Source organism: Rhodoblastus acidophilus (assembly GCF_009720655.1).
GTDB lineage: Bacteria > Pseudomonadota > Alphaproteobacteria > Rhizobiales > Beijerinckiaceae > Rhodoblastus > Rhodoblastus acidophilus_A.
In genome coordinates, this window is sequence record NZ_WNKS01000006.1 from 115,315 (window position 1) to 136,901 (window position 21,587).

Annotated in this window: 15 protein-coding genes; 10 read left to right on the forward strand and 5 right to left on the reverse strand. The window is 65.3% G+C overall.

The genetic code is table 11. The features are described 5' to 3' along the window. From GJ654_RS09230 to GJ654_RS09250, 5 genes are read left to right on the forward strand one after another with little or no spacing between them, the layout of a single operon-like run. Positions 1-948, forward strand: coding sequence for a respiratory chain complex I subunit 1 family protein (locus GJ654_RS09230; protein ID WP_196305483.1), 948 nt, complete (start codon positions 1-3; stop codon positions 946-948). Continuing rightward, entirely contained in the window at positions 948-1,610 is a 663-nt protein-coding gene (locus tag GJ654_RS09235; protein WP_155445864.1) for a hydrogenase-4 component E, read from the forward strand. The genes GJ654_RS09230 and GJ654_RS09235 overlap by 1 nt, the downstream gene beginning before the upstream one ends. Beyond that, a complete protein-coding gene (locus GJ654_RS09240; protein ID WP_155445865.1) occupies positions 1,607-3,055 on the forward strand; it encodes a hydrogenase 4 subunit F in 1,449 nt (482 codons plus the stop codon). The genes GJ654_RS09235 and GJ654_RS09240 overlap by 4 nt, the downstream gene beginning before the upstream one ends. A 14-nt stretch (positions 3,056-3,069) precedes the next feature. Then, positions 3,070-4,521, forward strand: coding sequence for a hydrogenase expression protein HypE (locus GJ654_RS09245; RefSeq protein WP_425540381.1), 1,452 nt, complete (start codon positions 3,070-3,072; stop codon positions 4,519-4,521). A 10-nt stretch (positions 4,522-4,531) separates the two neighbouring features. After that, positions 4,532-5,041, forward strand: coding sequence for an NADH-quinone oxidoreductase subunit B family protein (locus GJ654_RS09250; protein ID WP_155445866.1), 510 nt, complete (start codon positions 4,532-4,534; stop codon positions 5,039-5,041). Positions 5,042-5,208: 167 nt separating this feature from the next. Here GJ654_RS09250 and GJ654_RS09255 read toward each other — a convergent pair whose 3' ends face one another. From GJ654_RS09255 to GJ654_RS09265, 3 genes are all read right to left on the reverse strand, one after another. Continuing rightward, a complete protein-coding gene (locus tag GJ654_RS09255) occupies positions 5,209-5,682 on the reverse strand; it encodes a response regulator (RefSeq protein ID WP_155445867.1) in 474 nt (157 codons plus the stop codon). Positions 5,683-5,735: 53 nt separating this feature from the next. Continuing rightward, positions 5,736-6,233, reverse strand: a complete 498-nt coding sequence (locus GJ654_RS09260) for a response regulator (protein ID WP_196305484.1) — start codon at positions 6,231-6,233, stop codon at positions 5,736-5,738. A gap of 166 nt (positions 6,234-6,399) precedes the next feature. Beyond that, a complete protein-coding gene (locus tag GJ654_RS09265) occupies positions 6,400-11,505 on the reverse strand; it encodes a CheR family methyltransferase (protein ID WP_196305485.1) in 5,106 nt (1,701 codons plus the stop codon). A 624-nt stretch (positions 11,506-12,129) separates the two neighbouring features. On the opposite strand from GJ654_RS09265, the gene lpxC reads away from it, so the two are divergent. The 4 genes from lpxC (at position 12,130) to GJ654_RS09285 (ending at position 16,390) form a co-directional block, all read left to right on the forward strand. After that, positions 12,130-13,071, forward strand: a complete 942-nt coding sequence (gene lpxC / locus GJ654_RS09270; RefSeq protein ID WP_155445870.1) for a UDP-3-O-acyl-N-acetylglucosamine deacetylase — start codon at positions 12,130-12,132, stop codon at positions 13,069-13,071. Positions 13,072-13,478: 407 nt separating this feature from the next. Next, on the forward strand, positions 13,479-14,336 hold the full coding sequence (locus GJ654_RS09275) for an outer membrane protein assembly factor BamD (protein ID WP_155445871.1): 858 nt from the start codon (positions 13,479-13,481) through the stop codon (positions 14,334-14,336). A gap of 62 nt (positions 14,337-14,398) precedes the next feature. Beyond that, positions 14,399-16,069 carry a DNA repair protein RecN gene (recN, locus tag GJ654_RS09280; RefSeq protein WP_155445872.1) on the forward strand — a complete coding sequence of 557 codons (1,671 nt, stop codon included), beginning with the start codon at positions 14,399-14,401 and terminating at the stop codon, positions 16,067-16,069. Positions 16,070-16,123: 54 nt separating this feature from the next. Then, positions 16,124-16,390, forward strand: a complete 267-nt coding sequence (locus GJ654_RS09285) for an AbrB/MazE/SpoVT family DNA-binding domain-containing protein (RefSeq protein WP_155445873.1) — start codon at positions 16,124-16,126, stop codon at positions 16,388-16,390. A 144-nt stretch (positions 16,391-16,534) separates the two neighbouring features. Here GJ654_RS09285 and GJ654_RS09290 read toward each other — a convergent pair whose 3' ends face one another. Continuing rightward, complete coding sequence (locus GJ654_RS09290; protein ID WP_155445874.1) at positions 16,535-17,161, reverse strand: hypothetical protein; 627 nt, start codon at positions 17,159-17,161, stop codon at positions 16,535-16,537. 596 nt (positions 17,162-17,757) lie between these two features. Beyond that, complete coding sequence (gene ettA / locus GJ654_RS09295; protein WP_155445875.1) at positions 17,758-19,410, reverse strand: energy-dependent translational throttle protein EttA; 1,653 nt, start codon at positions 19,408-19,410, stop codon at positions 17,758-17,760. A gap of 192 nt (positions 19,411-19,602) precedes the next feature. On the opposite strand from ettA, the gene GJ654_RS09300 reads away from it, so the two are divergent. Then, entirely contained in the window at positions 19,603-21,438 is a 1,836-nt protein-coding gene (locus GJ654_RS09300) for a hypothetical protein (RefSeq protein WP_155445876.1), read from the forward strand. Positions 21,439-21,587: the final 149 nt, after the last annotated feature.

Here is a 21,587-nt window from a genome sequence, read left to right on the forward strand (position 1 = left end):
ATGCTGGAACAGCTCTCCATTCAAATGGTGCAGATGTTTCTGGTGCTGCTGGCGGCGCCGCTGCTCACCGGGTTCATTCGCAAAGTGAAGGCGCGGCTGTTGCGCCGGCGCGGCCCGCCCCTGCTCCAGCCCTATCGCGACCTGATCAAACTGGCGCGCAAGGAGGTGGTGGTCGCCGACAGCGCCTCCTGGCTGTTCCGCGCCGCGCCCTATCTGATCTTCGCCGCCACCTGGGTTGCGGCGGCGCTGGTTCCGACGTTTGGAACGGGGCTGATGTTCAGCTGGTCGGCCGACCTGATCGCCATCATCGCTTTGCTCGGCAGCGCCCGCTTCTTTCTGGCGCTGGCCGGCATGGATGTCGGCACGAGTTTCGGCGGCCTCGGCTCCAGCCGCGAAATGATGTTCGCCACTTTGGCCGAACCGGCCCTGATCATGATCGTGTTTTCCGTGGCGCTGATCGCCGGCACGACGCAATTGTCCTATATCGCCGCCTTTGTGATGTACGCGGCGGGCCTGCGGGTGTCGCTGGTGCTCGGTCTCGTCGGCCTCGTCATCGTCGCCATCACCGAGAACGCGCGCATTCCCGTCGACAATCCCGCCACCCATCTCGAACTCACCATGGTGCATGAGGCGATGGTGCTCGAATATTCGGGCCGCCACCTCGCCATGATCGAGCTGTCGTCGCAGTTGAAACTGATCGTCTATGTCTCGCTGATCGCCTGCATCTTCTTCCCCTGGGGGCTCGCCCCGGTCGGCGCGGGTTTGAACGCGCATGTCCTTGGGTTCGCGGCTTACGCCGGCAAGCTTGCGGCGGCGGGCGCCATGCTCGCCCTGTTCGAAACCACGGTGGCGAAAATGCGGGTGTTCCGCGTGCCCGATTTCATCGGCGTGGCGCTCATGCTCGGCCTGCTCGCCACGCTGCTGCGCTTCATGTCGGAGAGCCTGTGATGGATCGTCTCGCCTTCGACATCGCGCATTTTCTGGCGGGCGGCCTCGTCCTGATCAGTTTTGTGCTGCTCTACCAGGACCGGCTGTTCGCTTTGCTCAACGCCTATGCCCTGCAAGCCCTGACGCTGGCCTTCGCCGTGGCGTGGCAGGCCCATATCCAGGAGGCGCCGCATCTCTACATCACCGCCGGCATCACCCTGGTGTTCAAGGCGCTGATCATTCCGGTCGCCTTGCACCGCATGGTGGCGCGACTGGGGGTTCATCGCGAGGTCGAGACAGTGGTGAGCCTGGTGCCGACCATGCTCGGCGGCATCGGCCTCGTCGCCCTGTCGATGGTGGTGATGCTGCGCGTCACCCACGGCGCCGACCCGCTCACCCGCGAAGATCTCGCCTTCGCGCTGTCGGTCGTTCTGCTGGGCATGCTGATGATGGTGACGCGCACCAATGCGGTGAGTCAGGTGGTCGGCTTCATGTCGCTGGAAAACGGCCTCATCCTCGCCGCCGCGGCCGCAAAGGGCATGCCGCTGGTGGTCGAGATCAGCGTCGCCTTTTCGGTGCTGATCGCGCTGATCGTCATCGGCATTTTCCTGTTCCGCATCCGCGAACGTTTTGACTCCGTCGATCTCCAGGCGCTCGACGATTTCAGGGGCGAGACCCGATGAGCGCGCTCGCCGCCTATAACATCCAGATCATCCTGTTCCTGCCGCTGCTCACGGCGGCTTTGCTGGCGGCGCTGAAATCGTATCGCGTTTCGGCGGCGATCAACGTCGGCTCCGCTTTCGTCACCTTCCTCGCCGCCTGTTCGCTGCTGGTGTTTCGCCCCCACTCCGGGCGCTATCTGCTGATCGACGACCTCAACATCGTCTTCGTCGTCCTCAACACGTTTGTCGCCTTCACCACCAGCGCCTTCAGCGCCAGCTACATTTCCCACGAACTCGAGACCCGGCGGCTGACCGGCGCGCATCTGCGTTTTTACCACGCCATGTACCAGTTGCTGCTCGGGGCGATGAACCTCGCGCTCACCGCCAACAATATCGGCATCATGTGGGTGGCGATCGAGGTGGCGACGCTCACCACCGTGCTCATGGTCGGCATCTATCGCACCCCGCAGGCGCTGGAGGCGGCGTGGAAATATTTCATTCTCGGCAGCGTCGGCATCGCGCTCGCCCTGTTCGGCACCATCCTGATCTATATGGCGGCGCGGCCCGTGGTCGGCGAAGGGTTGAACGGCATGGTCTGGACCGAATTGATCCAGCATGTCGCCGCTTTCGACCCGGCCCTGCTCAACTTGGCTTTTGTGTTCCTGCTGCTCGGCTATGGCACCAAGGTTGGGCTGGCGCCGCTGCACGCCTGGCTGCCGGATGCGCATGCGGAGGGGCCGACGCCGATCTCGGCGGTGCTGTCGGGGCTGCTGCTCAATGTCGCGCTCTATGCGGTGCTGCGCTTCAAGCTGCTGATGGCGGCGAACGCGGGCGCCATCGCGCCGGGGCCGCTGATGGTGGCGCTTGGCCTGCTGTCGCTGGTCTTCGCCGGCTTCATGCTGTACCGGCGCGGCGACATCAAACGCCTGTTCGCCTATTCGTCGATCGAACACATGGGCATCATCGTGTTCGCCTTCGGCATGGGCGGCGCCATCGCCAATTTCGCCGGGCTGCTGCACATGACCATGCACAGCCTGACGAAATCCGCCATTTTCTTCGCCGTTGGCCACATCACCCAGGTCAAGGGCACCCAGCAGATCGCCGACATCAGGGGGTTGACCACCACCCACCCGTTCCTGGGATGGGCGCTGGTGGTCGGCGTCATCGCCATCGCCGGCCTGCCCCCGGCGGGCGTGTTCATGAGCGAGTTTTTGATTGTCAGCTCGACCATTTCGCGGGCGCCGATCCTTGCGGTCATTCTGGTGATCGGCCTGCTCGTCGCCTTCGGCGCGCTGCTGCTGCGCCTGCATGGCCTCGCCTTCGGCGAGCCCAAGGGGGAAACAGGGCCGGTCCACGCCTCCTATCTGCCGCTGGCGGCGCATCTGTCGCTGGTGCTGGTCGCGGGCGTTTACCTGCCGCCGCCGCTGGTCGCGTGGTTCCAGCATATCGCCACATCGCTGCACTAGAGCGAGGAGGTTTTGTGACCACCCTCATCCAAGCCTTCGCCGCCTTGCCGCCGGTCCCCGGCCATGGGCCGTGGCCGCGGCGGATGGTCGACGAGACCATCTGGGAGGGACTCGCCGAATGGCTCGGCAACGGCCACGGCGCCTTGTTGGGCCTGTGGGGCGATGCCGAGGCTGTCCATATGGCCCTGCTTGACGCCCCTGAAGGCGTGTCCGTCGCCAGCATCGCCTGTCGCCCGGGACAATTTTTTCCCTCCGTCGGCGCCCTGCACCCGCCGGCGATCCGTTTCGAACGCGCGGTGTGCGACCTGTCCGGCCAAATCCCGTTTGATGCGCCCGACGACCGGCCCTGGCTGGACCATACGCAAGCCTATGCCTTCCTGCCCAGCGAGGGCGAGGGACTGCACCAGATCCCCGTCGGCCCTGTGCATGCGGGCATTATCGAGCCCGGCCATTTCCGCTTCACCTGCAACGGCGAAACCATCGTCCGGCTGGAGGCGCGTCTCGGCTATGTCCACAAGGGCGTGGAGGCGCTGATGACGGGCGCGCGCCTCGACCGCGCGGCGCAACTCGCGGCCCGCTGCTCGGGCGACAGCACCGTCGCCTATTCAATCGCCTTCGCACGCGCCGTCGAGGCCGCTGGGGGCGTCGAAATTCCGGAGCGGGCGCATGGACTGCGCGGGCTGATGGCGGAACTGGAGCGTCTGGCCAATCATCTCGGCGACATCGGCGCCATTTGCAACGACGCCGCTTTTGCATTGATGCTGGCGCATTGTTCTGTGCTGCGCGAAAGAGTTTTACGCGCTTGCGCCGCCTGCTTTGGCCATCGGCTGATGATGGATGGCGTCGCGCCGGGCGGCGTGTGCGTCGATCTCGACGGCGCGGCCACGCGGCGCCTGCAAGAGTTGGTTGCGACGATTCGCACGGCCTTTCCGCCGCTGGTCGAACTCTACGACTCCACCACCTCCTTGCAGGACCGCACGGTCGCCACGGGCATTTTGAGGCCGGAGCTGGCGAAAAAATTCGGCGCCGGCGGTTTTGTCGGCCGCGCCTCCGGCCGCGATTTCGACGCGCGGCGCGCCCTGCCCTACCCACCCTACGACCGCCTGCGTTTTTCCACGCCGGTCTTGACCGAGGGCGATGTAAACGCCCGCGTCTGGATTCGGATCAGGGAAGTCGAGCAAAGTCTTGCGCTGATCGCGCAAATTCTGGAGCGCCTGCCGCCGGGCGAGATTTTTGTGGAGCCCGGCGCGATCACCGGCGAGGGGCTGGCTCTGGTCGAAGGTTTTAGAGGCGACGTGCTGGTTTGGGTGCGCGTCAATAACGGCGTGGTCGAGCGTTGCCATCTGCGCGACCCCTCCTGGCTGCAATGGCCGCTGCTCGAAGCCGCCATCGAAGGCAACATCGTCGCGGATTTCCCGCTCTGCAACAAGTCGTTCAACTGTTCCTATTCGGGGCACGACCTCTAGGGCTTTCGACATGCGCAAGCTGTTGTTTCAGACTGTCGTCAAAAAGCCGCTGACCGAGCCGGCGCCCGCCGCCGACGATCCCGAACTGCTGGCGCTCGCGGAAAAGCTCAAGCACAGGATCGACGCGACATTCGCCGGCAGCCTTTCGATCCGCGCCGTGGACGCGGGATCGTGCAACGCCTGCGAGTTGGAAATCCACGCGCTCAACAATCCGTTCTACGATCTCGAGCGTTTCGGGCTGAAATTCGTGGCGTCGCCGCGCCACGCCGACATCCTGCTGGTGACCGGTCCGGTGACGCGCAACATGCGCGAGGCCTTGCAACGCACCTACGACGCCACGCCGTCGCCGAAATGGGTTGTGGCCGTGGGCGGCTGCGCCGGGGACGGCGGCGTTTTCGCCGGAAGCCCGGCCTGCCTGGGCGGGGTGGCGGAGGTCGTTGCCGTGGACCTGTTCATTCCCGGCTGTCCGCCGACGCCATTGACGCTGATCAAGGGGTTCTTGGCGCTGGTCGGCGGCTGATGCGGCGTTCGCCAGGGGGCGACGGCCCGCGATCTTCAAAATGAAATTTAGCTAACGCCTTATTTTGGAATATATTTTTTCCAACGTCGCGCGGACGAATCGTTCAAGCCCACACCGCAGGGGAGCGCGGATGGCTCAAAAACCCAATGCGTCTCAGCGGCCGGTCGTCACTCCGCCGCCGCTCGCTTCGCTCTGACGCCGTTCGAGTACAGCACGCCGAGGGCCGCGCTTTCGATCGCCTGGACGATCAGCGCATCCTTCGACAGATAGCCGGTGATGCCCGCCCGGAATCCGCAGCGGCGCACTTCCGGCGTGTCGAGCCCCGTCAGCAGGACCACGGGAAGATTGTACTTGCGCTGGAATTCCTGGATCAGCGGGATCGAGGTTTCCTGGCCCAGCCAATAGTCGACGATGGCGAGATCGTAGTGATCCCGACCGGCCGAATCCTTGGCTTCGCCGCTTGAGCCGCATTGCGTGAAGCGGATGTCGAGCTGTTCGCCGCCGCGCGCCGCGCGCATGATCAGCTCCCGGTCGATCGGGTCGTCATCGACGAGAAGCACCCTCACTGTTTCGCGCGTCGGCTGCGCCAGATAGTCAAAATCGGCGCCGACATCCATGTCGATTTCCTGGACTGCCGTCATTGCACTCCCCTCGTTGTTGGCCTCAAACCCATTCCGCGCCGCGCGAAAAATGCTCACGCGTCGAACTTCGGCGCGACGTCCCCCGCGCCCTCCGCCTCGGGCGCGGGCGAACGACTCGCCCAGCGCACGGTCTCCAGAATTTCGCGAACGATTTGCGTCAACTCAGTCATCGTGTTCGGCTTGACGAAGATTCGCGTCGCGCCCAGGTCCATGGCGGCGCTATGCACGGTTTCCGTCGCCGTGGTGGTCAGGACAAAAATCGGCAGTTCGCGCAAATCAAGGGAATGTCGCACCGCGCGCAAAACCCCGACCCCGTCGAGTTTCGGCATGTTGATGTCGAGAATCACCGCCGCCGGCAATTCCGCGAGCATGTCCCTGCGCGACAGCAACGCCAGCGCGTCCACACCATTGTCGACCCGGCCGCATTCGATATGCGCTCCGACGCCCCAGCCGATCCGCTTGAGGGCGCTTTTCATCAGGAAGACGTCGTCGTCATCGTCGTCCACAATCAGGATGTACGGTGACTTCGCGTGCTCGGCGATTTCGAGCATTGTGCGCATCCCTTTCACCGGCGAAACACCGTCGCAACACGCACTCAACCGACTTGCGAATCAGCTAATTGTCGAGCCTCTGTTGCAAATTGTAAACGGAAAGTTAACACACGCAAGCGTTGTGATGTCACGACGAAGGTTGTATCTCCGCCCGCCGGTCATGCGGCTATTCCGTCGCCGCGACCACGTCCTGCGCCGGAATGACGACGGCGAAAGTGGAGCCGACGCCGGGCTCGCTCTCGACCGAAATGGTCCAGGCCCGCCGCTCGCACACCGACTTGCAGATGGCGAGGCCAAGCCCGGAGCCCGCGATCTTGCTGCGCGGCATCAGCCGGGTGAAGGGCTGGAAGATCAGGGCCTGCTGCGACGCCTCGATCCCCCGGCCGTTGTCGCGCACGCGCAGCACGCAATCGCCGTTCGCCTCGATCTGCGCGGTGATCGCCACGCGCGGGTCTTCTTCGGCGCGACGGTATTTGATCGCGTTGGAGACGAGGTTGCGGACCAGTTGCTGCACGCCCGTCATGTCGCCCCGGATCACCGGCAGGCCCGCGCTGACGACGATCGCCGCATTGGACCGGATCGCGGCGTCGAGTTCGTTCACGACCTCGACGACAACGGAATCAAGAGGAATGTCCTCGATGTCGGCCTGCGCATTGTTGGCGTAGGAGAAGGCCAGGATGTTGTGCACGAGGTCGCGCATGCGCACGGCCGCGTCGGTCATCACCTCGAGGCAATGCCGCCCTTCGGCGTTGAGCGCGTCCCCGTGCTCGTCGGCGAGCATCTTGCCGAACACGCTGATTTTTCGCAACGGCTCCTGGAGGTCATGCGAGGCCACATGGGCGAATTTCTCCAGCCCCTCGTTGGCGCTGGCGAGACGCATGTTGGCGCGCTGCAACTCCTCTTGCGCGCGATTGCGCGCGGTCACGTCGACGAGCACGCAGAGATAGGACAGTTCCGGCTCGGTCTCGGTCTCGGCGAAGGCGGAAAACTCGACCTCGATCACCGTGTGGTCGCTGGCGACCAGACGCAAGGGCGCCCCCTGGCAATAGCCGGCGTCGGCGAGCGAGGGCAGCAGTTCGCCGACCAGGGTTTCGCGCGATTCGGGATCGAGCAGATCGCAGATGTCGCGGCCGATGATGTTTTCGCGCGCGCGCCCGGTCTTTTCGAGCAGGGCGTCGCTGGCCACCGCGATGCTGCGGTCGGCCAGAAACGAACACATCATCACCGGCGTGTGGCGGTAGAGCCGCTCGAACCGGATCTGGCTGGCGTCCAGCGCCGCATTGGCCGCCGACAGCGCGGTTTCGCGGGCCTTCAGCTGGGTGATGTCGCTGGTGACGATCAGCAGCATCGCATTCTCGTCGCTGGCGGCGTCGCGATAGGGAATGCGGTCCGTCGAGGTCCAGCGGACCGCCCCGTCCGGCTCGACCGCCTGCGTCAGGACATTGTAGCTGGCGCGGCCCGCCGTCAGCGCTTCGTCGTTGTGCGCGCGCCAGTCCGCGTCGAGCGGCGCCAGCACGCTGTCGATGTCCATGCCGACGACGTCCTCGGGCGTGCGGCCCACCGTGGACGCCGCCGCCCTGTTGGCGCGCAGCACGCGCCGCTCCGCGTCGATCAGCCAGATCGACTGCGGCACGCTGTTGAACAGCAGACGCAGCTTGCTCTCGTTGCGCAGCAGCGCCTGATGGGCGTTGTGCGCCTCGATCTTGAGCCCGATCCACTGCGCGATCTGCTTGACGAAGCCGCGCTGGATGTTGGTGAGCGGCCCGTATTTCGGCCCGGAGTCGGAAAAGAAGCTGACGGCGGCATAGACCTTGCCACGGGTTTGCGGGCGTATGCCGATATAGGTCGCCGAGCCCCTTTCGGTTTCGACCAGCTCCGCCCGGCCGTCCCGCAGACTCAGCTGGGCGCCGGCCAGCACGATTTCGCAGAGGTCCTCATCCTCGGGACAATTGGCATAAGCCTCGGCGCCCGGCGCGATTTGGGGCCAGCTGGACCCCTCCGACGAACAGAAGCGACAGGTTTCCGGCTCCGGCGCGCCGCAGCTCCGGTTGCACAGGTCATGGGGCAGCCAGATCGGCGTTCCCGGCGCGAGCGCCTCGTCCTGCGCGCCGACGACGCCGATCACGCGATGGTGGTCGCCGGCGACCTCGGAGGCGAGCGCGCGGTCGAGCCCGAGAATGCGCAGGCCGATCTCCAGGGCGGGCCGGATCGCCTCGTGCACCGGGAGGTTGAGGTCGCCCTCGATGGCCGAAAGCTCCTTGAGCGCGGCGACATGGCGCACCTGCTCCGAGACGTCGCGGCCGCAGGCGACATAGGCGATGGTCGCGCCCTCGTCGTCCTGGACAGGCGCGAAAATCACCGTGCGCCAGATCTCGCCGCCGTCGGCGCGCTGGCGATGGATGAGCGTTTCGTATTTGCGTTCGGTCTTGAGCGCCTCAATGGCGGCGCGCACATGGGACAGGGTTTCGGGCGCGAGCGAATCCAGAACGTCGAAAATGTCGCGTTCGACCAGGGCGGACGGCGAGGTCTCGTAAACGGACGCGAAAACCTGGTTGCAGAAGGTGATGCGGTTGGTGCGCGCGTCCCAGCTCACCAGCGAATCCTGCATCGACGCCAGAATGGTGCGCTGCCGCCGGTCGAGTTCGCGCACCTGGGCCTGCGCGCGCTTCAGCTTGTCGATGTCGACCAGCGTGACCACCGAGCCCTGCATGTCCTCGCCGTCGACCCGGTAGGGCAGGATGCGCAGCAGATAGCCGCGTCCGCCGACGCTGACCTCCTTCTCGCACAATTCGCGGCTCTCGCTCACCCGGTCGAGCAGCGCATGGAAATCGGCGTTGTCGAAGCGCACGGTGATGTGCGAGATCGGCCGGCCGACGTCATGGGGGATCAGGTTGAAGGCCTGCGCGGCGGCCGGCGTGTAGCGGCGCACATGCTTCTTGTCGTCGAGGAAGATGGTGCCGATCTCCGTCGCCTTGAGCAGGTGCTCCATGTCCAGCGTCACCTGGATCAGCTCGTCGATCTTGCGCTGGTGCTCCGAGGTGACCGAATAAAGCTCCTCGTTGACGGAATGCAGCTCCTCGTTGGTGCTCTGCAATTCCTCGTTCGAGGCCATCAGCTCCTCGTTGGTGGATTGCAGCTCCTCGTTGCTGGTGGCCAGCTCCTCGATGGCGGATTGCAGGTTTTCTTCGGTGGATTGCAGCTCGTCCAGAAGACCCTGGTTGCGGTGGCGCAGCTCCAGCACCTCGTCGGCGGTGGACGCCGATTCCACCGCCGGCGCCGGCTCGGCCGCCCTGGGTTTTTCCTCGCGGGTCTCGATGGTCAGCAGCAGGAAGTCGCTGACGCCCTCGGATTCGGACACGGGTTCGATCGACACCAGTTCGATCCGTTCGCCGGCTTCGGTCTCGCGCCTGATGCTGCGGCGAAATTTTGGAAACGGCATCCGCGCCAGGGGCGTCGCCAGACGCCCGTCCAGGGACGGGCTGTGCGCGCCCAGCCCGTTGGCGACGACCAGCGCGAGTTCGCGCGGCAGCATGTCGGCGATTTTTTGGGTGAAGACGCCCGGCTTCAGGTCGATGTATTTCGAGGCGTCGCCAAAAATGTGCAGCAGCGTTCCGTCGCGCGACAGCAGGAAGCCGGGCGGCGCGAAGCGGGCGAGCAGCTCCTTCAGCGCGGCGAATGTGGCGCGGGACACGTCCCGGGAGGGCGCGAGTCCGCGCGTCGCTTCGACCGCGCGCGCCGCGCCGCCGTGACTTGTGTGCAGGCCGCGCGGCGTGAGCACGCCGGTGGGCAACAGCCTGACGTCGCGCGTCTTGGTGAAAATGCGCCACTTCTGGTTGACGGTCTTGAATTCGTTGGCGACATCGCCGAGCGATTCGCTCGGGCCAAGGAAGGCCACGCCGCCCGCGACCAGGCAGAAATGGAACAGGTTGAGCGCGAATTTTTGCGCGTCCTCGTCGAAATAGATCAGCACATTGCGGCAGGTGAGCAGGTCGATGCGCGCGAACGGCGGGTCCTTGAGAATATTGTGCTGGCTGAAGACGATCAGGCGGCGGATGCTTTTTCGGATGCGGACATGGTCGCCTTCGCGCTCGAAATAGCGTTCGACGTGCTCGGCGGGCAATGGGGCGACCGCCGAGGCCGGAAAGAGCCCCGCCGAGGCCACGGCCAGGGTCTGGGCGTGGATGTCGGTGGCGAGAATTTTCAAGTTCAGCCGCTTGCCCAGCGCTTCCGCGGCTTCGGCGAAACAGATGGCGATCGAATAGGCCTCCTCGCCCGAGGAACAGCCGGCCACCCAGACGCGAATCTCGCGCTCGTCGCCGATGCGCTCGACCAGCGGCTTGACCACCTGTTCGATCAGCGCCTCGAACGCCTCGGCGTCGCGAAAAAAGGCGGTGACGTCGACCAGCAGGTCGTTGAACAGATTCGCCACCTCCTCGCGGTTGATCGCCAGGAAGTCGGCGTAATCGACCAGGCTCAGGCAGCCGACCAGACCCATGCGCCGGCGGATGCGGCGCTCCATCGTCGGGTGCTTGTAGACGCTGAAATCGATGTCGTAGCGCGACTTGATGATCGAGAAGATCGTCGCGAACGGGTCCGCCTCGAGAAGGAGTTCATGACGGGGTTGCGGCGGCGCGTCGCCGCTCAGGCGCTCGGCGATCAGCGCCGGGAGATTTTCGGGCGCGGCGACCCCGTCGGCGAGGTTTTTCGCCAGCACCGAGGACGGCATCGAATCGAATTTCGCGCTCGACGGCTCCTGGACGAAGACGCCGCCGCCGCATTTCTTGATGGCTTCGCAGCCTTTGGTTCCGTCCGAACCCGTGCCCGACAGGATGACGCCGATGGCGCGCGCGCCGAATTCCGCCGCGGCCGAGGCGAAGAAGGAATTGATCGGCAGATTGAGGCCGCCGACCTTTTCGGACGGGAACAGCCGGAACCGCCCGCTTTCGAGCCGCATCTCCTGGCGCGCGGGATTGAGATAGATGACGTTCGGCTCGATCGGCATGCCCGTCTCGGCCTTGCGAATCGGCAGGCCGGAATGCCGGGACAGCAGCTCGTCCATCATGGAGCGGAAATTCGGATCGAGATGCTGGATGACGACGTAGGCCGCCCCGGTGTCGTTGGGGACGAAGTCGAAGAATTTTTCCAGCGCGTCCAGGCCGCCGGCGCTGGCGCCGATGGCGATCACGGCCAGAGGCGGCTCCGCCGTCTTGGCCCTGCGCGGCTTGCCTCCGGCCTGAGCCCCCCGCTTCGTCGATTGACCCGGTTCTTTCACCAACCCCGCCTCCCGCCCGACGAGGGTTTATGGTCGTCACGCCGCGCGGCTCAAGATACCGAGGCGCCGAGGCAAATCAATTCGGAAGATCAAAGACTCCCCGGGCTCTTTCGTCGCGGCGGCGGTCGTCGGCGCGTTTCCTTTGGACCGCCAACAGCTTCGCCGTTTCGCCGCCGCGCTCGCGTGGCGACGCGACGTCATAGACTTGACCAAGATCAGAACGCAGCGTCAGCGCGCCAAGCGTCGCTCGGCCACAATTGATTCGATAGATTGCGGCGCAAAAGTGTTAACGCTCCCTTAACAACTGCGTGTGGCCGCCGAATCACTGTCAATATGCTGCTGATGGGTCATGTCGAAAACACGGTTAAATTTGTAACAGGCGCGTAAGAAAGTTTGATTTGGTTTGACAGGGGGGTGCGGTTACCTTCTAGACGTGGCGCAGCGCATTGCGCCGTCGCCGCTCCAGAGCGACCGGGCCTCAAGGGTTCGCGCACAGTGGAGCCGAAGAGAAAAAGTCCGGCGCGCCGCCTTCGGGACCAATGTCTCGCGAAAATGTGGCGACAGCCGGTCAAAAGCGGAACGCTCCCGCGAATCTTGCGGGGCGAAAAAAAGATCGGGATGCGAATGAAGTCGACCCAACAGACCACGCTTCGGAACCGCGTCGTCGTCTCCGGAGGCATCGGGGTTCACTCGGGCAAGCCCGTCCGCCTCGTCCTCAATCCCGCGGAAGCCGGCGTCGGCATCGTCTTCCAGCGCACCGGCCTCGCCAATGGCGCCAGCCGCCGAATCGAAGCCCGCCATTCCAAAGTCACCATGACCGACCTGTGCACGGTGATCGGCGAAGAAGGCAAAAATCTCGTCGCCACCATCGAACATCTGGTCGCCGCCCTGCGCGGACTGAACGTCGACAATTGCCTGATCGAAGTCGACGGCCCGGAAACCCCGATCATGGACGGCTCCGCCGCCGCCTTCGTCGAGGCCATCGACAGCGTCGGCCTCACCAGCCTCGAAGCGCCCCGCCGCTTCATAAAAATTCTCAAGACGGTGCGCATTGAACACGGCCGCGGCTATTCCGAGCTGCGCCCCGCCAGCGAGGGCTTCAACCTCGACGTCGAAATCGATTTCGACAATCCGGTGATCGGCCGCCAGCGGAAAATTCTGGACCTGGAGCCGCAGGCCTTCCGCCGCGAACTCGCCCGCGCCCGCACCTTCGGCTTCCTCTCCGACGTGGAAAAACTCACCAAGATGGGTTTTGCGCTCGGCGCCTCGCTGGAAAACTCGGTCGGCATCGACGGCGACCGCATCCTCAACCCCGAGGGCCTGCGCTATGCCGACGAATTCGTCCGCCACAAGATGCTGGACGCCGTCGGCGACCTCGCGCTCGCCGGCGCGCCGCTGATCGGCGCCTACCAGTCCTATTGCGGCGGCCACAAGATGAATGTCGCCGTGCTCGACGCCCTGTTCGCCGACAAGCGCGCCTGGCGTTTCGTCGAGGCCCCCGTCCCTCACCGCGAGGGCGCCCGCGCCGACCTTCGCGCTCCCGCCTTCCTGCCGGAACGCAACTGAACGCTTCCCGCCTCAAAAACCAAGGCGCCGCCGCGAGGCTGGCGCCTTTTGCATGCCGTCCTCATCCTGAGGAAGCCGCCGCGAAGCGACCGCTTCAGACTGCCGTGGACCGCCCTCGTTGTTCGAGACGGAGGCTCCGCCTCCTCGTCACCATGAGGGCTCCGGATCTGTTTTTTATAGAGAACACCCACATGGTGAGGAGGCCGCGAAAGCAGCGGTCTCGAACCATGGCCATCAGAACGTCCCGTGTCATCGCAGGCGCCGCAACGCGGCGGCTGTCTCGAAGGACCTGACTTAAATTCGCCGCAAAAGCCCGGCTTTTGTGGCAACGCGCCGCTATAGCCTCGCGACGCGACATCCGTTACAAGCGCTCGAACGCGATCGCCAAACCTGTCCAGAGCCCCAAGATGAACCGCAAAAGCGAATATGGCCCGAAACTGTTTTTGGCGCTTGCCGCGCTCGCCGTGTCCGGCGCGCCCGCGCTTGCCTTTTCGCTGGAAGACCTCAATCCGTTCGGCCCCTCCAAATACGAGCAGAAGGTCGATCCGCAGGTTCCCGCCGACCATTTCTACAACGAGGGCCTGACCAAGCTCGAAAAGGGCGATTACGAAGGCGCGGCGAAGAAATTCGGCGAGCTGCAGAAGAAGCATCCGTTCACCCAGCACGCGCGCAAGGCGCTGCTGATGGAGGTCTATTCCAACTATCGCGAAGGCAAGACCACCGACACCACAACCGCCGCCGACCGCTACCTGTCGCTCTATCCGAATACGCCGGAAGCGGCCTATGTCACCTATCTCGCGGGTCAGGTTCTGTTCGAAAACATGCCCGACATTCATCGCGACCAGGGCAACATGACCAAGGCGATGAAATATTTCCAGGCGGTCGTGGAAAAATACCCGAAATCCGACTATGCCGCCGACGCCCGCACCAAGCTGCAAATCGCGCGCGACCAGCTCGCCGCCTATGAGCTGAACGTCGGCCGCTTCTACATGAAGAAGGAAAATTACGCGGCCGCCATCAACCGCTTCCGCGAAGTCCTGTTCAAATACCAGACCACGCGCGAAGCCGAGGAGGCGCTGGAGCGCCTGACCGAATGCTACCTCGCCATCGGCGTCACCCACGAGGCGCAGACCGCCGCCGCCGTGCTCGGCGCCAACTACCCCAACTCGCCGTTTTACCAGGATGCGTTCGACCGGCTGAAGGGCCAGGGCCTGTCGCCGAAGGAAAGCCAGGACTCCTGGATCTCCAAGCTTTTCCGCAGCTGATCGTTTCTTGAATTCGCGCGGCGTTTTTGCGAGAAACACCTTCAACGCTGCGGAAGACCAAAATGCTCGTCCAGCTCGCGATCCGCGACATCGTCCTGATTGACCGGCTGGAGCTGGATTTCGGCGCCGGCATGACCGTGCTCACCGGCGAAACCGGCGCGGGCAAGAGCATCCTGCTCGACGCCTTCTCGCTGGCGCTCGGCGGACGCGGCGACGGCGCCCTGGTGCGCGCCGGCCAGCCGCAGGGCCAGGTGACCGCGGTGTTCGATCCGCCGCTCGACCATCCCGCCCGCCAGATCGCCGCCGAACAGGAAATTCTGGTCGATGGCGACCTGATCCTGCGCCGCGTGCAGCTCGCCGACGGCCGCAGCCGCGCCTATGTCAACGACCAGCCGGTTTCGGTGCAGGTTTTGCGCGCCATCGGCCGGGAGATGGTCGAGATTCACGGCCAGCACGACGACCGGGCGCTGGCCGATCCCGCTCTGCACCGCACGCTGGTGGATGCGTTCGGCGGCTTGGAGCCTTTGGCCGAATCGACGCGCTCGGCCCATATCCAATGGCGGCACGCCGAACGGCTTTTGCAGGACGAGCAGCAAAAAATCGAGCTGGCGCGCAAGGAAGCCGATTATCTCAACCATTCCTTCGACGAACTGTCAAAACTGCGCCCGGAGCCGGGCGAGGAGGAACGGCTCGCCGGCGAACGCATCGCCATGCAGCAGGCGGAAAAAGTTTTTGGCGAATTGCGCGACGCCCAGGACACAGTGTCCGGCGACGGCTCGCCGCTCGCCCAGCTTTCGGGCGTGCTGCGCCGGCTCGACCGCCGCCAGCCCCAGGCGCCCACGCTGATCGATCCCTGCCTTCAGGCGCTCGACGCCGCGCTCAACGCGCTCGACCATGCCCAGCAGGTGTTGGACCAGGCGCTGCGCGACGCCCGGTTCGACCCGCGCGAGCTGGAGCGGGTGGAGGAGCGGCTGTTCGCCCTGCGCGCCGCCGCCCGCAAATATGGCGCGCCGGTCGAAAGCCTTTCGGCGCTGGCGCAAAAGATCGCCGACGACCTCGCCGCGCTCGACGCCGGGGAAAACCGTCTCAAGCAGCTGGAAGTCGAGCGCGAGGCGACGCAAGCCGCATTCCGAACATGCTGCGCGGCGCTGAGCAAGGCGCGCAAAAAGGCGGCGGCCGAGCTGGACAAGGCGGTCAACGCCGAACTGCCGCCGCTGAAACTGGCCGACGCGAAGTTTTCGACCGAGATCACCCTGGACGAGGCCGGCGCCAACGCCGATGGGTCCGAAAGAATCGAGTTCTGGGTGCAGACCAACCCCGGCGCCCGCCCCGGCCCGATGATGAAAGTGGCCTCGGGCGGCGAGCTGTCGCGGTTCATGCTGGCGCTCAAAGTGGTTTTGGCGGATCGGGGCTCGGCGCCGACCCTGGTGTTCGACGAGATCGATTCCGGCGCGGGCGGCGCGGTGGCCGACGCGATCGGCCAGCGGCTGGCGCGGCTGGCGGAACGGGTGCAGGTTCTGACCGTCACCCACGCGCCGCAGGTGGCGGCGCGGGCGGAGACGCATCTGCGCATCTCGAAACATCTGGCCGACAAGGGGGCGCGGGCCGCGACCAGCGTGGCGCCGCTGGAAGATCGCCACAGGCTGGAGGAAATCGCGCGCATGCTGTCGGGGGCGAAGATTACCGATGAGGCGCGGGCGGCGGCGGCGCGGCTGATGGACGGGTCGGAGTGACGCGTTGAACCCCGCGCCGCAGAGTCTTGCTTTATTGGCGTGGAGGTCTTGCTCATGGCGACGACGGTCACGGTGAAGGGTCAGGTCACGCTGCCGAAAGCGGTGCGCGACGCCGCCGGCATCAAGCCCGGCGACCGCGTCGAGGTGCGCGCCGCGCCGGGCGGCGGCATTCTGATCGAACGGGAACAAAAGGCTCCGACCGATGCCGATGCGTACCGCCGCCAGTTGCAGGAGATTGCGCGGCGGCAGCCTTTTCGCGGCGGGCCGCTGACCGGCATGACCAGCGATGAAATCATGCAATTGCTGCGTGGCGAGGAATAATTCTCGTCGACACCAATATCCTGATCGACATTTTTCAGAACGACGCCGTCTAGGCGGCGTGAACGACACCGCTTCGGCAAGTGGGTTGGCGTGGATGCCCGCGACAAGCGCGGGCATGACGGTTTAGAGTTGGCGGCGTCGCGCTCAAAACGCCCAGTAGGCGCGGGCGTGGGGCGCGCCGTACCACAGCGCCAGTCCGAACAGCACCGTGCGTATGTTAAAAATGCTGAACAGATCGAGCCATCCCCGCGCCGCCGCGGGTTCGGTCGCCGCGCCCTGGACGTAGTGGCCAGCGCGCAGCCACGGCAGCCAAAACGTCCGGCAAAATTCGGCGTTGAGGAAATCGCAATGCGACAGGCCGGCATGGCGCCGGTCCCGGACCCAGGATTTTCGGAAGCCATGGGCGCCCGCGGAGCCGTAGCCGAACGTGACCGCCTCCGCCACCGCCGGCCAGATGTCCCGCGCGCCGATGTCATTGATCAGCGGCCCGTTGAACCGGGTCTTGTGATCGTCCCAACAAAAACTCGACGGCGTCACGCCACCGCAGAAAATGATCCGGTCGAAGGTGAGTTCCTCGCATTCGCGTAAAACGTGCGCGAACACATAGGCGCCAAAACTGTGGGCGATGACGGAGACGGGGGCGGCGCTGTCGCGCACGATCTCGCGGATTTGCGCCTTGGCCTGCTCGATGGCCTGGCGGCGAAAGCGCCCGACCGGCGCCAGAAACCGAAACAGGTCGATGTAGCCGTAATTGGTGAGATGGGCGGTCACGCCGGCATCCCGCAAGGTCGCTTCGATTTCCGGGCGCCAAAGGGTGTTTGAACGGATGCCGTGAATGAGAATGACGACGGGAGGGCGTGCAGCCTCTGGCGAACGGACGCGGTTAACCGACGCCTTGCATCGGAGCGATTCCACGCTCCTCGCGAAATTTTCAGTCTGGACGACGTGTTGCAGCAATGGGGCGCTCGCCAAATTTCCTTGATCTGCATCAATATGACGGGAGAAATCTTTACGTTCAAGTGTGGCCGCGCAATCATCGCGAGCGGAGCGATCCAGCCTGCGACGCGCGGGGTCGCGGATGGCTTCGTCGCTGCGCTCCTCGCAATGACGGCGGGAGGCGGTCACGAAAAAGGCCGGGCGCATCGCCCGGACTCAGACGGCTGATACGGTTTCCGCAAGATCGCTTCGCGATCCGCGAAAACGAAATCGCGCGGAAATCCTTCAGGCGAAGGGCGGATTTTCGCGCGAGCGGAATACGATTTCCGAACTGATCGTTCGGAAATCGTATGACACATCCGGGACCACCCTCGCCCTTCGAGACGCCTGCTCCGCAGGGTGAGGGCTACTTGATTGAACCCGGCCTTAAATCAGCGGGAAAACTTCTTGTACTTCAGCCGGTGCGGGATGACGCTGTCCACGCCGAGCCGGCGCTTCTTGTCTTCCTCGTATTCGGCGAAATTGCCTTCAAACCACTCCACATGGCTGTCGCCCTCGAACGCCAGCATGTGCGTGGCGATGCGGTCGAGGAAGAAGCGGTCATGCGAGATGATCACCGCGCAGCCCGCATATTCCTCCAGGGCTTCTTCCAGCGCGCGCAGGGTGTCGACGTCGAGATCGTTGGTCGGTTCGTCGAGGAGGAGGACGTTGGCGCCTTTTTTGAGCATTTTGGCGAGATGCACGCGGTTGCGCTCGCCGCCTGAGAGCATGCCCACCTTCTTCTGCTGGTCGGCGCCCTTGAAATTGAAGGTCGAGCAGTAGCCGCGCGAATTGATCTCGCGTTTGCCGAGATAGATCACGTCATTGCCGCCGGAAATCTCTTCCCAGACCGTCTTCTTGCCGTCGAGCGCGTCGCGCGACTGGTCGACATAGCCGAGCTGCACGCTCTCGCCGATCTCGATCTCACCGCCATCGGGCTTTTCCTGGCCGGTGATCATGCGGAACAAGGTGGTCTTGCCCGCGCCGTTGGGGCCGATGACGCCGACAATGCCGCCCGGCGGCAGCTTGAAGGAGAGATCGTCGATCAGCAGCTTGTCGGCGAACGCCTTGTTGAGATGCTTGAACTCGATGACGTTCTGGCCGAGGCGCTCCGCCACGGGAATGATGATTTCGGCGGTGCCCGGCGCCTTGTCGTTCTGCTTGGCGACCAGATCCTCGTAACGCTGGATACGCGCCTTCGACTTGGCCTGACGCGCCTTGGGGCTGGAGGCGATCCAGGAGCTTTCCGCCTCGATGGCGCGCTGGCGCGCCTCGTCCTCGCGGCCCTCCTGTTGCAGGCGCTTTTGCTTCTGCACCAGCCAGGACGAATAATTGCCCTCGTAGGGGATGCCGCGGCCGCGATCCAGCTCCAGAATCCAGCTGGTGACATTGTCCAAGAAATAGCGGTCGTGGGTGACGATCAGGATCGCGCCGGGATATTCGCGCAGATGGCCTTCCAGCCAGTTGACGGTTTCCGCGTCCAAATGGTTGGTCGGTTCGTCGAGCAGCAGCAGTTCCGGCTGCTCCAGCAGCAGCTTGCACAGCGCCACGCGGCGGCGCTCGCCGCCCGAGAGTTTTGACACTTCCCAATCGTCGGGCGGGCAGCCCAGGGCGTCCATGGCCTGATCGACCTGGCTGTCGAGGTCCCACAGGTTTTTGGCTTCGATTTCGTCCTGGAGACGGGTCATTTCGTCCGCCGTCTCGTCCGAATAATTCATGGCGAGATCGTTGTAGCGATCCAGAACGTCCTTCTTCTCCTTGACGCCGAGCATCACGTTGCCGCGCACGTCAAGGCTTTCGTCCAGCTTGGGCTCCTGCGGCAGGTAGCCGACCCGCGCGCCCTCGGCGACCCAGGCCTCGCCATTATACTCCGTGTCCATGCCGGCCATGATCTTCAGCAGGGTGGATTTGCCCGCGCCGTTGACGCCGAGCACGCCGATCTTGGCGTCCGGGTAGAAGGAGAGATGGACGTTGTCCAAAACCTTCTTGCCGCCCGGCCAAGCCTTGGAAAGCCCCTGCATGTGATAAATGAATTGCCGCGCCATCGTGCATCCCTGTCGCCGGTTTTTCCGGTGTTTAGCTCCGGTGTCTCTTGGGTCGATCTTGTAGCGGCGGCTCCAGCCCGACGCAAAGGGGAAATTGCCGGGGGACGAACGCGTTTCCGCGCCCTCGGCGCCTTAATTCCCGCCGCGCTTTGCGCTAAGGAGATTCGAGCCGTCCGCCAGCCGGAGCCCGCCGTGCCCGAATTCGACCGAGATTTCACCTCCGAGCCGTCCATCACGCGGTTTCCCGCCAAAACCGCGCCCGCCGCCGCGCCCAAGCCGGGTCCGGCGCCTGCGCCCGTCGCCGCGGTCAGCTTCGCCAGCGATTCGCCGGTCGCGGCCGAGGCCTATGCGCCGCCGCCGACCTGCGCCGTGCGGCTCGCCCGATTCGTCGATCTCGCCGGCGCCGCCCCCACCCCCTTCGCCCTGGGGCTGCTGGCGCCGGCCGGCGGCGGCAAGACCAGCGCTCTCGGCTGGATCGAGGCGCGCGCGCAAAAACAGGGCGGACTGGTTGTGGCGCGATTCGAGGCCGCCGAGCTCGCGGCCGAGCCGGAGCGCGCGTTGGCCGCCGGGCTGTTTCGCGCGCTGGCGCCGACGCAATCGGCGCTGGTCGCCGTCGCCGCGCGCGAGGCGGAAGACGCTTCCGCGACGTCGCACGCGCAGGACAAGCTCGACGAGTTGCGCAAAAAACTGATCGCCGAGCGGCAGGCGCTCGCCGACCATCAGGCGCGTCGCGCCGCCCTGCCCGAGACCGTGCTCTACGACATGCCGGGCACGCAGGTCGACAATTTCGCCCGGCGCATGCGCGGCCGTTTCGAGGCGCGCATGCAAACGTTCGGCCTCACCGGCGATCCCTTGCTGACCTTCAAGGATTTGACCCGCGACCTCGCCGCCCTCGACGGGATGAGGGCGCGGGTCCTGGCCTGCTTGCGCTCGCTTTACGCCTACAAGGGCCAGACGTCGCTGCTGGTTTACGCCGTGCTGCTTTACGTCCTGGCGCAGGGGCTGGACTGGGCGTCGCTGCACAAGGCCGACTGGCTCGGCTGGCTGTCGCGAACCCACGACGCCGGCGCGCAGACCGCCGATTACCTGCGCGACCGGCTCGGGCCGCTGGACGGCGCCGCAACTTTCGCCGCTTGGCTCGCCGTTTTCTGCCTCGGCCTCAATCTTTGGCGCGCCTATGCCTTTTCCGCGCCACTGCTGCGGGCGGCGAAAAAACTCGACGAGGATGTGGCGGCGCGGGCGCCCGAGAGCGACGAGGCGGTGACCAGCCAGGCGCGCGTGGTCGAACGGCTGGCGGCGCAGACCGCCGCCGCCAAACAGCACGCCGCCGAGGCGGAGCGCCGCGCCGAGAGCGCCGGCGCGCTGCAAAACCCGCCCGCCTTTCTGGAGCGCGACGCGGGCGGCCAGAAACGCGATCAGGCGCTGTCGCTGCTGAGCGCCCTGTCCGCCGGTTTGGCGAAAAAGAACGCGCGGGCGCTGGTGATCGTCGACGGCTTCGAAAAGGTTTTGGCGGGCGGCGCGCTGTTCGAGCGTCTCGGCGCCCTGCTGGCGCGTCCCGGCCTCGTGTCTATCTTCGCACTCGATCCGGCGCTGTGCGACGCGTCCAGCCAGGCGCGGCTGTTGCAATTGCCGCTGCGGCTCACCGCCGGCGCCTTCGATTCGCCGAGCTATGCGCCGCTGGATGCGTCGCTGTCGGCGCTGGAGGAGCGGATGCTGGTCTCGCTGACGCCGCTGGTCGGCGATACGCCGCGGGCGAAAAAACGGCTGCGGAACTTTTATCTGTTCCTGCGCCCGGCCCAGGGCGCCGACGACAAGCTCGCGCCCGTCCTGGCCTTCGCCATCGCGACGGACATGGCGGGCGGCGCGGAGCGCGAGGCGCTGGAGACGCTGGTGGCGGGCGGCCATCCCGATGTCGCGCGGGCGCCGCTGTTCGCCGAGATGTTGAAGGCGACGCAGGACATCGGCGGCCCCATCGACGCGGAGACGCTGCGCCGCGCGGCCGCGCTGGCGCGGGTGGTGACGGGGTAAGGGCGCAGCGCTCCTTCTCCCCTTGCGGGAGAAGGTGGGTCGGCGGCGACAGCCGCCGAGACGGATGAGGGGTCCGTCACGGCGATGAGGGGTTCATCACGTCGCGGCGCCCCTCATCCGTCGCGCTAACGCGCGACACCTTCTCCCGC

Excerpts from the sequence above, each read along its gene's own strand:
- GJ654_RS09230 (WP_196305483.1), top strand. The coding sequence starts at position 1 with ATGCTGGAACAGCTCTCCATTCAAATGGTGCAGATGTTTCTGGTGCTG.
- GJ654_RS09235 (WP_155445864.1), top strand. The coding sequence starts at position 948 with ATGGATCGTCTCGCCTTCGACATCGCGCATTTTCTGGCGGGCGGCCTC.
- GJ654_RS09240 (WP_155445865.1), top strand. The coding sequence starts at position 1,607 with ATGAGCGCGCTCGCCGCCTATAACATCCAGATCATCCTGTTCCTGCCG.
- GJ654_RS09250 (WP_155445866.1), top strand. The coding sequence starts at position 4,532 with ATGCGCAAGCTGTTGTTTCAGACTGTCGTCAAAAAGCCGCTGACCGAG.
- GJ654_RS09255 (WP_155445867.1), bottom strand. The coding sequence starts at position 5,682 with ATGACGGCAGTCCAGGAAATCGACATGGATGTCGGCGCCGATTTTGAC.
- GJ654_RS09260 (WP_196305484.1), bottom strand. The coding sequence starts at position 6,233 with ATGCTCGAAATCGCCGAGCACGCGAAGTCACCGTACATCCTGATTGTG.
- lpxC (WP_155445870.1), top strand. The coding sequence starts at position 12,130 with ATGAAGTCGACCCAACAGACCACGCTTCGGAACCGCGTCGTCGTCTCC.
- GJ654_RS09275 (WP_155445871.1), top strand. The coding sequence starts at position 13,479 with ATGAACCGCAAAAGCGAATATGGCCCGAAACTGTTTTTGGCGCTTGCC.
- recN (WP_155445872.1), top strand. The coding sequence starts at position 14,399 with ATGCTCGTCCAGCTCGCGATCCGCGACATCGTCCTGATTGACCGGCTG.
- GJ654_RS09285 (WP_155445873.1), top strand. The coding sequence starts at position 16,124 with ATGGCGACGACGGTCACGGTGAAGGGTCAGGTCACGCTGCCGAAAGCG.
- ettA (WP_155445875.1), bottom strand. The coding sequence starts at position 19,410 with ATGGCGCGGCAATTCATTTATCACATGCAGGGGCTTTCCAAGGCTTGG.